Source organism: Poseidonocella sp. HB161398, from assembly GCF_005870025.1.
Taxonomy (GTDB): domain Bacteria; phylum Pseudomonadota; class Alphaproteobacteria; order Rhodobacterales; family Rhodobacteraceae; genus Mangrovicoccus.
Window position 1 is genome coordinate 1 of sequence record NZ_VATA01000108.1, and the last position, 12,608, is coordinate 12,608.

The 12,608-nt window shown below is 71.8% G+C and carries 10 protein-coding genes and 1 pseudogene; 7 read left to right on the forward strand and 4 right to left on the reverse strand.

The window, feature by feature from the left end; translation table 11 throughout:
- Position 1: 1 nt before the first annotated feature.
- The 5 genes from FGX59_RS34310 to FGX59_RS34325 all read left to right on the forward strand — a co-directional run bounded on the left by FGX59_RS34310 (position 2) and on the right by FGX59_RS34325 (position 5,317).
- Positions 2-3,022 carry an error-prone DNA polymerase gene (locus FGX59_RS34310; protein ID WP_138472910.1) on the forward strand — a complete coding sequence of 1,007 codons (3,021 nt, stop codon included), beginning with the start codon at positions 2-4 and terminating at the stop codon, positions 3,020-3,022.
- 164 nt (positions 3,023-3,186) lie between these two features.
- Positions 3,187-3,435: a hypothetical protein gene (locus FGX59_RS34315; RefSeq protein ID WP_138472913.1), complete on the forward strand. Its 249-nt coding sequence runs from the start codon at positions 3,187-3,189 to the stop codon at positions 3,433-3,435.
- A 42-nt stretch (positions 3,436-3,477) separates the two neighbouring features.
- The gene (locus FGX59_RS37920) at positions 3,478-3,630 is read left to right on the forward strand and encodes a hypothetical protein (protein WP_171060977.1); all 153 of its coding nucleotides are present in this window, start codon (positions 3,478-3,480) and stop codon (positions 3,628-3,630) included.
- Between the two features lie 139 nt (positions 3,631-3,769).
- On the forward strand, positions 3,770-4,624 hold the full coding sequence (locus FGX59_RS34320) for an N-acetylmuramidase domain-containing protein (RefSeq protein ID WP_171060978.1): 855 nt from the start codon (positions 3,770-3,772) through the stop codon (positions 4,622-4,624).
- A gap of 3 nt (positions 4,625-4,627) precedes the next feature.
- A complete protein-coding gene (locus FGX59_RS34325) occupies positions 4,628-5,317 on the forward strand; it encodes a hypothetical protein (RefSeq protein ID WP_138472915.1) in 690 nt (229 codons plus the stop codon).
- Positions 5,318-5,400: 83 nt separating this feature from the next.
- Here the strand turns inward: FGX59_RS34325 and FGX59_RS34330 are convergent, their stop codons facing one another.
- Complete coding sequence (locus tag FGX59_RS34330) at positions 5,401-6,231, reverse strand: SHOCT domain-containing protein (RefSeq protein ID WP_138472917.1); 831 nt, start codon at positions 6,229-6,231, stop codon at positions 5,401-5,403.
- A 226-nt stretch (positions 6,232-6,457) separates the two neighbouring features.
- A complete protein-coding gene (gene meaB / locus FGX59_RS34335) occupies positions 6,458-7,435 on the reverse strand; it encodes a methylmalonyl Co-A mutase-associated GTPase MeaB (RefSeq protein WP_138472919.1) in 978 nt (325 codons plus the stop codon).
- 106 nt (positions 7,436-7,541) lie between these two features.
- Between meaB and FGX59_RS39050 the strand changes: the two genes are divergently transcribed.
- Positions 7,542-8,261, forward strand: a complete 720-nt coding sequence (locus FGX59_RS39050; RefSeq protein ID WP_240722843.1) for a DUF3108 domain-containing protein — start codon at positions 7,542-7,544, stop codon at positions 8,259-8,261.
- 2 nt (positions 8,262-8,263) lie between these two features.
- Entirely contained in the window at positions 8,264-10,726 is a 2,463-nt protein-coding gene (gene hrpB / locus FGX59_RS34345; RefSeq protein WP_240722844.1) for an ATP-dependent helicase HrpB, read from the forward strand.
- A gap of 63 nt (positions 10,727-10,789) precedes the next feature.
- Here hrpB and FGX59_RS34350 read toward each other — a convergent pair whose 3' ends face one another.
- Both FGX59_RS34350 and FGX59_RS34355 read right to left on the reverse strand, forming a co-directional pair.
- Positions 10,790-12,232 carry a methyl-accepting chemotaxis protein gene (locus FGX59_RS34350; protein ID WP_138472925.1) on the reverse strand — a complete coding sequence of 481 codons (1,443 nt, stop codon included), beginning with the start codon at positions 12,230-12,232 and terminating at the stop codon, positions 10,790-10,792.
- A gap of 103 nt (positions 12,233-12,335) precedes the next feature.
- A pseudogene (locus FGX59_RS34355) lies at positions 12,336-12,608 on the reverse strand (ornithine carbamoyltransferase); the annotation flags it as partial.

Below are 12,608 nucleotides of genomic sequence, written 5' to 3' on the forward strand. Positions count from 1 at the left end.
CATGGCGGTCGAACTCTGCATCACCTCGAATTTCACCTTCCTCTGCGGCGCGAGCCATCCGGAGGAATACATGGAGCAGGCCGCCGAGGCCGGGCTCGCCGCGATCGCCGTCACCGACGTCAATTCGGTGGCCGGGATCGTGCGCGCCCATCAGCGCGCCCGCGAGATCGCCCGCCATCTGCGCGCCCGCGAGGCCGCCATCGCCCGCGACGGGCCGGTCGGTCCGCCCTGCCCGCCGCATCTGCCCCACCGCCCCTCGCCCCTGCTCGGCTGCGTGCCGCGGCTGATCCCCGGCGCCGAGCTGCATCTGGAGGGCGGGCTCGCCGTCACCGCGCTGCCGCGGGACCGCGCCGCCTGGGGACGGCTCTGCCGGCTGCTCTCGGCCGGGCGGCTGCGGGCGGAGAAGGGCGCCTGCCGGCTCGCCCCCGACGAGCTGCTGGGCCAGGCGGAGGGGATGGCGCTCCTGCTCCACCCGCCACGGGCGCTGCTGCCGGGCGGCGGCGCGGGCGGGTGGCGGCCACAGGCGGAACGGCTGGCGCGCCGCCTCCCCGGGCAGGTCTTCCTGCGCCTCGCCCCCGCCTATGACGGCCAGGATCCGGCGCGGTTCGACGCGCTCTCGCGGCTGGCCGGGGAGCTCGGCATCCCCGTCATGGCCTCCGCCGCGCCGGTGATGCATGCCGCGCGGCGCCGCCGCCTCGCCGATGTGCTGACCGCGATCCGCGAGGGCCGCCGGGTGGAGGAGATCGGCCGCGCCGCCCAGGCCAATGCCGAGCGGCGGCTGCGCGGCCCGGAGGAGCTCGCCCGCATCTTCGCCGGCCACGGCGCCGCGCTCGCCCGCGCCGAGGAGATCGCCGCCGCCTGCCGCTTCTCGCTCGACGAGCTGCGCTACGAGTACCCGTCGGAATGCACGGGCGGCGAGACTGCCGATGCCCGGCTGGCGCGGCTCGCCGCCGAAGGCCTGCGCTGGCGCTATCCCGCGGGCGCCCCGGACAAGGTCCTGGCGCTGCTCGAGCATGAGCTGCGGCTCATCGCCAAGCTGCGCTACGCCCCCTATTTCCTCACCGTCCACGACATCGTCGCCTTCGCCCGCTCCCGCGGCATCCTCTGCCAGGGCCGCGGCTCGGCGGCGAATTCCGTCACCTGCTACTGCCTCGGCGTCACCTCGGTCTCGCCCGAGATGGGCACCATGGTCTTCGAGCGCTTCGTCTCCGAGGCCCGCGACGAGCCCCCCGACATCGATGTCGATTTCGAGCACGAGCGCCGCGAGGAGGTGATCCAGCATATCTACGAGCGCTACGGCCGCCACCGCGCCGGGCTGACCGCCACGGTCATCCACTACCGCGGCAAGCGCGCGATCCGCGAGGTCGGCCGCGCCATGGGGCTGACCGGCGACACGATCGCCGCGCTCTCCTCGCAGCTCTGGGGCTTCTTCGCCACCTCCGGGCTCGAGGACCGGCGGCTGCGCGAGATCGGGCTCGACCCCGCCGACCGCCGCCTGCGCCAGGTGCTGCAGCTGGTCCGCGAGATCCAGGGCTTCCCCCGCCACCTGTCGCAGCATGTCGGCGGCTTCGTCATCACCGAGGGCCGGCTCGACGAGCTGGTGCCGATCGAGAATGCCGCGATGGAGGACCGCACCGTCATCTGCTGGGACAAGGACGACATCGACAGCCTGGGCATCCTCAAGGTCGACATCCTCGCGCTCGGCATGCTCTCCTGCATCCGCCGCGCCTTCGACCTGCTGCGGCAGCACCACCGGCTGGACTACGATCTCGCCACGCTGCCGCAGGAGGATGCGGGCGTCTACGACATGCTCTGCCGCGCGGACAGCCTGGGCGTCTTCCAGGTGGAGAGCCGGGCGCAGATGAACTTCCTGCCGCGCATGCGGCCGCGCAATTTCTACGACCTGGTCATCGAGGTGGCGATCATCCGTCCCGGGCCGATCCAGGGCGACATGGTCCATCCCTACCTGCGCCGCCGCAATGGCGAGGAGACGGTCGATTTCCCCTCCGACGCGCTCGGCGCGGTGCTGGGCAAGACGCTGGGCGTGCCGCTCTTCCAGGAGCAGGCGATGCAGATCGCCATCACCGGCGCAGGCTTCACCCCCGAGGAGGCCGACCGGCTGCGCCGCAGCCTCGCCACCTTCAAGAAGCACGGCAATGTCAGCGAGTTCCGCCAGCGCTTCCTCTCGGGCATGGCGCGCAACGGCTATGACCGCGACTTCGCCGAGCGCTGCTTCTCCCAGATCGAGGGCTTCGGCTCCTACGGCTTCCCCGAAAGCCACGCGGCCAGCTTCGCGCTGCTGGTCTATGCCTCGGCCTGGCTGAAATGCCGCCACCCGGCGGTCTTCGCCTGCGCGCTGCTGAACTCCCAGCCGATGGGCTTCTACGCCCCGGCGCAGATCGTCCGCGACGCGCGCGGGCACGGGGTGGAGGTGCGCCCGGTCTCGGTCAATCACAGCTTCTGGGACTGCACGCTGGAGCCCGACGGCGCGGGCGGCCTGGCGCTGCGCCTCGGCTTCCGCCAGATCCGCGGCCTGCCCGAAGAGGAAGCCGCCTGGATCACCGCCGCGCGCGGCAACGGCTATGCCACGGTGGAGGATGTCTGGCGCCGCGCCGGGATCGCCCCGGAGATGGCGGCGCGGCTGGCCGAGGCCGATGCCTTCCGCACGCTCGCGGCCCCCGGCGGGGACGAGGCGGGCGGCCTGCCCCGGCGCGAGGCGCTCTGGCAGGCCCGCGCGCTGGCCGGGCGCAAGCCGCTGCCGCTCTTCGCGACCGATCTCGACGGCGAGGGCATCGCCGAGCCCGGGGTCGTGCTGCCGCAGATGAGCCTGGCCGAGGAGATGGTGGAGGATTACGTGCATCTGCGCCTGTCGCTGCGCACGCATCCCATGGCGCTGCTGCGGCCGGTGCTGACCCCCGGGCTGGACGGGCCGCTGGCCGCAGAGGCCGCGGCGGATCGCGGCGGCAGCCCCTTTCCCGATCTCCGCCGCACCGATCAATGGGAGAGCCACAAGGGCGGCTAGCCTTGCGCACCCGCGGAAATTTCCCCGCCAAGGCAATGATCAAGCAATGCCGCAGCACTCTCGACGGACAGCCGGCATGCGGGCCCCGCCAGCAGGCCGGTCCCAAAGGCAGCCAGGCGCAATCCGGCGGAGAGGAGACCAGACTGGCTCAAGACGTTGCCGCCATGTCCTGGCAGGACAGGCACGGCCTTCACATCCGGACATTCGCCATCGGGGAGGGACAGATCCTGCAGCGGATCCGGGCCGTGTCCGGCCCGTGGAAGGACGGGGCCGCGATCGCCGCGGCGGACCCCGCCTTCCTCGGCGCGACGGCATGGACCGCCCCGGACGGGACCACGCGCCTCCGCCTCCATCCCGGCGACAGCGCCGGTGCGATCGCCGAATACTGCAGCAATGACGGCAGCGGCCAGTGAAAGACGGGTGCATTCAGGGCCGCCGGAAGCTGCGTCCCGGCGGTGAACGACCATCCCGCCGACAAGATGATCAACCTGCGCGTCCATGTCCGCATGGCCTCGGGAGAGATCGCCGGGCATGTCCATGACGGGCGCAGGACATGGGTCGTCTCCTCGCAGTATTCCGGACAGCCCGAGGGGGCCGCGGCGGGCTGATTCCGGCCCCGCCCCTGCCCCGCGGCCGCCCCGCCGGGCGGGCGCCTCCGGTAAACCTTACCCGGAGAAGAATCCGTTTTGCGCTGGCCCTGCGAATTGTTAACGTTAGGTAAGGACTTTGGCCTGCAGGAGGAGTGCAATGGATTTTTCCTGTCCCAACCCCGCAAAGACGATTTCCGAGGACGCCTATCACAAGGCCGCAGAAGAGCTCGAATGCGACATCGCCGCCATCAAGGCCGTCGCCGAAGTCGAGTCGAAACGCGCGCCCTTCGATGACGAGGGCCGCCCGACGATCCTCTACGAGCGACACAAGTTCCGCAGCTTCACCGGCCGCCGCTTCGACCGAAGCCACCCGGTGCTCAGCGGACCGGCCGGAAACTACGGAAAGTTCTCCGAGCAATGGCCCAAGCTGACGGACGCGCTTGCCCTCGACGAGGAGGCGGCGCTGAAATCCGTCTCCTGGGGGCAGTTCCAGATCATGGGCTTCAACCATGCGCTGGCCGGCTATTCCGATGTGGAGAGCTTCGTCGAGGCGCTGGTGGCCAATGTCGACAACCATCTCGACGCCTTCGTCGATTTCGTGCTGAACGCCAATCTCGACGGGCATCTGCGCAGCCTCAACTGGCGCAAGTTCGCGCTCGGCTACAATGGCACCAACTACCGCCAGAACGCCTATGACCAGAAGATGGCCGCCGCCTACCAGCGCTATGCGGCCGAGCCCTCGGCCCCGGCCAAGCCCTCCGCCGCCCCCGCCCCCGACGGGTTCGAGATCCGCACCGTGCGCGACCTGCAGCGCGCGCTGCAGTACCTCGCCATCGATCCCGGCATCGTCGACAACAAGATGGGGCCGAAGACCACGGCGGCGATCACCAAGTTCCAGCGCTTTGCCAAGCTCGCGCCGACCGGGCAGTTCACGCTGGAGGTCCGCTCGGCCGTGCAGGCCGCCTATCACATGATGCGCCAGTTCGAAGCGGCGCAATCGGCGGAGGCCTGAGCCATGGTCCTTCCCCTCGCCCTTGCCACCTCGCTGATCCCGCTGGTCGCCGACGTGCTGCCGCCGATGGTCCGCTTCCTCGTCGGCGACAGGCAGGCCGATGCCGTCAAGCACACCGCCCAGGCCGCCGAGAGCATCGCCAACGAGGTCTCGCGGGTCATCGGCATGCCGGTCCAGACGCCCTCGCAGGTCGAGGAGGCCCGCGCGCTGCTGGCCGCCGATCCCGAGCTGATGGTGAAGCTGCGCAGCACGCTGGCGCAGCTCGACGCGGAACTCGCCCGGGTGGAACTGGAGCGCGACCGCGCCTTCCTCGAGGACGTCCAGGACGCCCGCCGCTCGCAGGAGACCCGCGGCGAGAAGCGCGGCAACATCATGCTGATCTCGGCCTTCGTGGCGATCGTGCTGATCGTGGCGCTGGTGACGCTGGTGCCGACCCTGAACGAGACCGTGGTCGGCTTCGTCATCGGCATCGGCGGCATGTTCGCGCGCAATATCGGCTCGGCCTTCGACTTCGAGTTCGGCTCGTCGCGCGGCTCGAAGAACAAGGAGCAGGTGCTGGGCACCGAGCTGCGCAAGGCGCAGCAGGCGGTGGTCGAGCAGGCCGCGACCGACCGCATCACCGCGACGACGAACGTGGTCAAGGTCACGGCCACCGCGGTCGACAAGCTGAAGAAGCAGCTCGCCGGCAGCTGATCCCTCTTTTCACGGCTTCCCCGGACCGGGCCCGCCACGCGGCGGCCCGGTTTTTTTCGTCGCCGCGCGCGGGACCGGCGCGATCAGAGCCGCGCCAGCAGATCCGCCTTCTTCGACTGGAACTCGTCCTCGGTCAGCACGCCCATGTCGCGCAGCTGGCCGAGCTTCTCGAGCGCGCCGAAGACATCGCCCGAGCCCGCCTGCTGCTGCATCGGCTGCGGCGCGGGCTCCGGCCGGGGCGCCGGTTGCGGCGCGGGCTGCGGCGCGCTGGTCCAGGAAGGCTCCTGCTGCACCGGCGCCTGGCCCTGCCCCTGGCCGGAGACCACGGGGAGCTGGTTGAGATAGACCGTCCCGTACTGGCTGGTGAAGGTCCAGCTGGCATCGCCCGACTGCTGCTGGCCGACGCCGCCGATCATGTGGTCGAGCGTGTCGTAGACCGTCACCTGGCCGTTCAGGTTCACCGCCAGGCGGCGGCTGCCGGGGAAGATCGCGTAGCTGAGATTGTTCTGGCTGCCCGAGGAAGACGGGCTGCCCAGCTCCTGCGGCCACCAGTTGCCGCCCGAGAAGCTCATCGAGACGCCATTGCCCTGGCCCTGCCACTGGCCGCCGCCCTGCATCTGCGCCTGCACCGGGCGCGGCGCGTAGAAGGACCCGTTGAAATAGGCGTTCGAGATCTCGCCGCAGAGATTGGAGACCAGCGCCTGCAGGTTCGAGTTGAACATGTCGCCGACCATGGTCATGCCGCCCGAGGACCACTGGCCCATGCCGCCGAGCTCGGGCACCGAGAACTGCGCCTGGGTGCCGCCGCCGCGGCTGACGGCGTCCATCATGGCGCGCACCGCGTCCTGGCTGAGGCCGTAGCGCTGGCTCAGATCCGCCACCACCGCGGATCCATGCTGAGAAAGTTGGTCCATTGGTTGTCCCGCCGCGTGCTGCGGCGCCCCTTTGCTGCGGATCGGCCCGTGCGCTAACATATAGGGACTGAATGTGACACCGGAACCGCCTGCGGGGGCCGTCCTGTCACTGATCGGCACCAGTCGGCTTGGCCAGGTGAACCGGGCGGCAAGCTGCGGCGGGACGCCTGCGTCCTTTTGCGCCGAACGGCGCGAGAAGAGGCAGCCCGGCAAGGCCCGGGCGGGCTCAGCGCCCCAGCGCGTCCAGCACCTCGCGCGCCGCCGATTCGGCCGTGCGCCGCCCGTCCGCCACCGCATCCGAGAGCGCCGCCTGCAGCGCGACCAGCCCGGGATCCGCCGAGAGCCGCGCCAGCAGCCCGTATTGCAGCTCCTCGCGGAACCAGTGGCGGGCCTGCTCCGCGCGGCGGGCCTCCCAGTGCCCGGTCTCGCGCCGCCAGGCATCCAGCGCCTGCATCTCGGCCCAGGCCTCCTCCAGCCCGGTCTCGGCCATCGCCGAGACCATCAGCGCCTTGGGAAAGCCCGGCGGATCCTGCGGCCGCTTGCGCAGCAGACGCAGCGCCCCGGCATAATCCGCGCAGGTCCGCGTCGCGACCGGCTTCAGGTCGCCATCGGCCTTGTTCACCAGGATGATGTCGGCGATCTCCATGATCCCGCGCTTGACCCCCTGCAGCTCGTCGCCGCCCGCGGGCGCCATCAGCAGGAGGAACAGGTCGCACATCTCGGCGACCATGGTCTCGGACTGGCCGACGCCCACCGTCTCGATCAGCACCACGTCGAACCCCGCCGCCTCGCACAGCGCCACCGCCTCGCGGGTGCGCCGCGCCACGCCGCCCAGCTGGGTCTGCGAGGGCGAGGGGCGGATGAAGGCCATCGGATCGCGCGACAGCCGCTCCATCCGGGTCTTGTCGCCGAGAATCGAGCCGCCCGAGCGCGCCGAGCTGGGATCGACCGCCAGCACCGCGACCCGCAGCCCCCTGGCGGTCAGCATCATCCCGAAGGCCTCGATGAAGGTCGACTTGCCCACCCCCGGCGTGCCCGACAGCCCGATCCGGAGCGCCTTGCGCCCGGATTTGCGCAGCGTCTCGACCAGCGCCACGGCCTGTTCGCGGTGATCCGCCCGGCCGCTCTCGACCAGGGTGATGGCCCGGGCCAGCGCGCGGCGCTCTCCGTCGAGGATGCGGCGGGCGAGGTCGGTCTGGTCCATGGCAGGTCTCCGCTTCATCGGGCAGGCGCGCGCGCGCCGGTTGACGATCACCGCGGTTTTCTGCCTTGTGCCGGACAGGAATGGCAAGAGCGGGAGGCCGCGAAGAATGTCACATGCAGGAATTGCCGCCCTTGCGCTGGCGGCCCTCGCGCTCGTCGCGCCGGGGGTGCAGGCGGCGGAGACAGGGACCTTCGATCTCAGGCTCGGGCCGATCCGGGCCGGGACGCTGAGCTATGCGCTCGAGGAACGCGGCGGCCGCTATGCCGCCTCCGGGGCGATGCGCTCGGGCGGGCTGGCGGGGCTTTTCCTCGACACCAGCGTCGACGCCCATGCCCGCGGCCGCGCCGAGGGCAACCGCTACCGCCCCGAGAGCTTCTCCTCCTCGACCACCGAGGATGGCGGGACCGAGGAGCTGGCCTTCGCCTATTCCGGCGGCACGCCGAAGGTGACGCGGACCCCCGAACGGACGAAGACGCCGAAGCACGCCGCGCCCGCCTCCGAACAGGCCGGCACGGTCGATCCGATGACCGCCGCTTTCGCGATCCTGCGCGACCGGCCCGCGGACCTGGCCTGCGACCTGGCGATCGACCTCTATGACGGGCGGCGGCGCGCCGATATCCGGCTGGTCGGCGGCCAGCCGACCGGCGATGGCGGGCTCGAATGCCGCGGCGAGTACCGCCGGGTCGCGGGCTTCTCGCCGAAGGAGCTGGCCGAGAAGCCGGTCTGGCCCTTCACCGTGATCTATGCCCCCGAGGACGGCACGCTGCGCGTCACCGAGCTGCGCGTGCCCACGACTTTCGGCAATTTCCGCATGGTGCGGCGCTGACCTTGGCCTTTCCGCTTCCGATCGACGACGCGCTGCCCGCGCTGCGCGAGGCCATCGCCGCGCGCGGGCTCGCGGTGCTTCAGGCCCCGCCCGGCGCGGGCAAGACCACCCGGGTGCCGCTCGACCTGCTGGCCTCGGGCCTTGTCGCGGGCCGCATCCTGATGCTGGAACCCCGCCGCCTTGCCGCCCGCGCCGCGGCCGAGCGGATGGCCTCGACCCTGGGCGAGGAGGTCGGCCAGACCGTCGGCTACCGCATCCGCGGCGACAGCAAGGTCGGGAAAGCCACCCGGATCGAGGTGGTCACCGGGGGCATCCTGACCCGCCAGCTGCAGGCCGATCCCGACCTGCCCGGCATCGGCCTGGTGATCTTCGACGAATTCCACGAACGCTCGCTGCAGGCAGATCTGGGGCTGGCGCTGGCCTGGGAGGTGCGCGGCGCGCTGCGCGGCGACCTGCAGATCGTGGTGATGTCGGCAACGCTCGACGCCGCGCCGGTCGCGGCACTGCTTGGCGATGCGCCGATGGTGACCTCCGAGGGCCGCGCCTTCCCGGTCGAGACCCGCCATCTGGACCGGCCCCGCGGCCCGCGCGAGAGGATCGAGGCGGTCACCGCCGATCTCGTTGCCCGCGCCTATGGCGAGACCGGCGGGGGCGTGCTGGTCTTCCTGCCCGGCGAGGGCGAAATCCGCCGGACCGAGGCGCTGCTGAAGGACCGGCTGCCGGGCGATGCCGACCTGCTGCCGCTTTTCGGCGCGATGGAGCTGAAGGCGCAGCGCGCCGCCATCGCCCCCTCGCCTGCCGGGCGCCGCAAGGTGGTGCTGGCCACCGCGATTGCCGAGACCTCGCTGACGATCGAGGATGTCCGCGTCGTCGTCGATGCCGGGCTGGCGCGGCGGGCGCGGTTCGATCCCAATTCCGGCATGTCGCGGCTGGTGACCGAGCGCGTCACCCGCGCCGAGGCCGAACAGCGCCGCGGCCGGGCCGGCCGGGTCGCGCCGGGGGTCTGCTACCGCGCCTGGACGAAGGGCGAGGACGGCGCGCTTGCCGCCTTCCCGCCGCCCGAGATCGCGGCCGCCGACCTGACCGGGCTGGCGCTCGATCTGGCGCAATGGGGGGCGGAGCCCGGCGAGCTGGCCTTCCTGACCCCGCCGCCCGAGGGCGCGCTGGCAGAGGCGCGGGCGCTTCTGCACGATCTCGGCGCGCTCGACGAGGCCGGGCGGATGACGGAGCACGGCGCGGCGCTGGCCCGGCTGCCGGTGCATCCGCGGCTCGGGCACATGCTGGCCAAGGCCGGGCCGGAAGCTGCGGATCTGGCGGCGCTGCTGGCCGATCGCGACCCGCTGCGCGGCGCGGGCTGCGATCTGAGGCTCCGGCTCGAGGCGCTGAAGGACCCCCGCCGCTTCGCCGCCGAGCATGGCGATATCGCCAGCCGCGCCGGGCTGGAACGGATCCGCGCCGAGGCGAAGCGGCTGCGTCGGGCGGCGTCGGGCGGCAATGGCGGGCTGGGCGCGGCGGAGATGGCGGCGCTGGCCTATCCCGACCGGATCGGGCTGCGCCGCAAGGGCGACGAGCCGCGCTGGCTGCTGTCGGGCGGCAAGGGGGCGGCGATGGCGCCGGGCGACGCGCTGGCCGGGCAGCGGCTGGTAGTGGCAACCGATCTCGACGGCGATGCCCGCGAGGCGAAGATCCGGCTCGGCGCCGCCTTGTCGGAAAGCGAGCTGCGCGGCCTCTATGGCGACCGCATCGGCGAGGTGGCCGTCTGCCAGTGGTCGCGGCGCGACCGCCGGGTGGAAGCCCGCATCCAGGAGCGCTTCGGCGCGCTGGTCCTGTCGGACCGCCACTGGAAGGACGCGCCCGAGGAGGCCGTGGCGCTGGCCGCGCTGGACGGGCTGCGCGATCTGGGACTGCAGGCGCTGAAGCCATCGGCGAAATTCGACCTGCTGCGGGCGCGGCTGGCGCTGGCGCGGAACGAGATGCCGGAGCTGCCGGACCCGTCGGAAGAGGCGCTGCTGGCAGAAGCCGGGGACTGGCTGCTGCCCTGGCTCGGCAAGGTGCGCAGCGCGGGCGATCTCAAGACGCTAGACCCGGGGCCGGCGCTGGCGCAGCGGCTCGGCTGGGACGCGGCGCAGGCGCTCGACCGCTTCGCGCCGCCGCATTACACAACGCCGCTCGGGCGGCAGATCGCCATCGACTATGGCAGCGAGGCGCCGGAGATCGCGCTGCGCCTGCAGGAGATGTTCGGCGAGACCCGGCATCCTATGGTCGGCGGGCGGCCGCTGCGGGTGACGCTGCTCTCGCCGGCCGGGCGGCCGGTGCAGACGACGATGGATCTGCCGGGCTTCTGGGCGTCCTCCTATGCGGATGTGCGCAAGGACATGCGCGGCCGCTATCCGCGCCACCCCTGGCCCGAGGACCCGACCCAGGCCGACCCGACGCTTCGCGCCAAGCCCCGCCCGCGGAGCTGAACCCCGGCCCGGCGCCAGACGGCACCGGCGAGGCGCCGCATCAAGTGCGGCGCGGGACTGGGCTCAGGCGCTGCGGCGGCGCGGGGTCTGCGCCTGGCTGGAACCGCTGCCGAGGCGGAAGCGGCCCACCAGATCGGCCAGCTGCTCGGCGGCGGCGCGAAGGCTGACCGCGGCGGCCGTGGTCTCCTCCGCCATGGCGGCGTTCTGCTGGGTCATGCCGTCGATATGGGTCACCGCCTGGTTGATCTGGCCGAGCCCGCCCGACTGTTCCGCCGCCGAGCTCTCGATCGTCTTGAGGAGCCCGTCGATCCGCTGCATCTGCTCCTTCGCGCCTTCCATCCGGCGGCTGCTGTCGCCGACCAGCGTCTCGCCGCTGCGGACATGGGCGGCGCTGTCGGAGATCAGGCTGCGGATCGAGCTGGCCGCCTCGCCCGAGCGCTGCGCCAGGCTGCGCACCTCGGCCGCGACCACGGCAAAGCCGCGCCCGGCATCGCCCGCCCGCGCCGCCTCGACGCTGGCATTGAGCGCAAGCAGGTTGGTCTGCATCGCGATATTGTCGATCACCCCGACAATTTCCGAGATCTTGCCCGCACTGGCCGAGATCTCGCCCATCGCCGTCACCGCGCGGCCGAGCACCTCGCCCGACTCGGCGACCTCGCCGAGCGCAGCGGCGGCCGCACCCGCGGCCTCGGTCGTGCCGGTGCTGATCCGCTGCATGCTGACCGTCGACTGCTCCAGCGAGGCCGAGCTCTGTTCGAGCGAGGCGGCCTGCTTTTCGGTCCGGCGCGAGAGGTCGCCGAGCGCCTGGGCGATCGCCGCGCTATTGGCGGTCAGCTCGCCCGCCGCGTCGGAGATCTCGGTCATCGCCGCCTGCAGCAGATCGGCGGCGCGGTCGAAATCGGCACAGGTGCCCGCGACCTTCTCGGGCACCTGCGCGCCGATGCGGTAGTCGAGCTCCTGCCCGGCCAGCGCCTTGAGCGCGCGGGCGAGAATGGCCAGCCCCTCGCGGTCGGCCTCCGCCTCCGCCTCGCGGCGGCGGTCGAACTCGGCGCGCTGCGCCTCGATCTCGGCCTGCTGGGCATCGAAGAAATGGCTCATCGCCATGGCCGCATCCGAGAAGACCGAGCGCATCAGGCTCATCATCAGGGCCCGCCGTTCCTCCGGCGCGCGTTCCTCCGTGGCCCCGGCCAGCGCATTGGCCAGCCCGCCGGCATAGGCGGCATAGCCCTGGAAATAGGCCGGATAGCTCACCTGTCCGGCGATATTGGCGGCGATCTGGCCCTGGTCGCGGAAATAGGCGGGGCAGAAATCGCCGGTGGCGATCCAGCGGAACTTCTTCAGCTCCTGCTCGTAGAGCTCGCTGGGCAGCTCGGCCAGGTCCGGATCGATGGCGCGGTAGGCCTCCAGCAGGATGCCGCGAAGGCCGGGCTCCAGCAGGTCGCGGATCTCCCCGCCGCGGCGGCGGTCCTCCTCCGGCCAGGGCCGTATCTCTTCCTCGATTCGCACGCGGACCTCCCTGAATTGGTCCGGAGCAGCGCCCCGGACGCGGTCAGGGATAGGAGAAAACGGTTTCCGGGCGGTAAAACCCGCCCGGCCCTGCCGTCTCAGGTCACTGGTCGAGACACCAGCGCATCACCGCCTTCTGCGCATGCAGGCGGTTCTCAGCCTCGTCGAAGATCACCGATTGCGGCCCGTCCATCACCTCGTCGGTGACTTCCTCGCCGCGATGCGCGGGCAGGCAGTGCATGAAGAGCGCCTGCTCTCCGGCCCGCGCCATCAGCCCGGCATTGACCTGGTAGGGCGCCAGCAGGTTGTGGCGCCGCTCGCGGGTCTCCTCGCCGTCATGCATCGACACCCAGGTGTCGGCGACGATCAGGTCGGC

Coding starts and splice junctions, on each gene's coding strand:
- FGX59_RS34325 (WP_138472915.1), top strand. CDS start 4,628: ATGGTCCTTCCCCTCGCCCTTGCCACCTCGCTGATCCCGCTGGTCGCC.
- FGX59_RS34330 (WP_138472917.1), bottom strand. CDS start 6,231: ATGGACCAACTTTCTCAGCATGGATCCGCGGTGGTGGCGGATCTGAGC.
- FGX59_RS34315 (WP_138472913.1), top strand. CDS start 3,187: ATGTCCTGGCAGGACAGGCACGGCCTTCACATCCGGACATTCGCCATC.
- FGX59_RS34310 (WP_138472910.1), top strand. CDS start 2: ATGGCGGTCGAACTCTGCATCACCTCGAATTTCACCTTCCTCTGCGGC.
- FGX59_RS34320 (WP_171060978.1), top strand. CDS start 3,770: ATGGATTTTTCCTGTCCCAACCCCGCAAAGACGATTTCCGAGGACGCC.
- FGX59_RS39050 (WP_240722843.1), top strand. CDS start 7,542: ATGTCACATGCAGGAATTGCCGCCCTTGCGCTGGCGGCCCTCGCGCTC.
- meaB (WP_138472919.1), bottom strand. CDS start 7,435: ATGGACCAGACCGACCTCGCCCGCCGCATCCTCGACGGAGAGCGCCGC.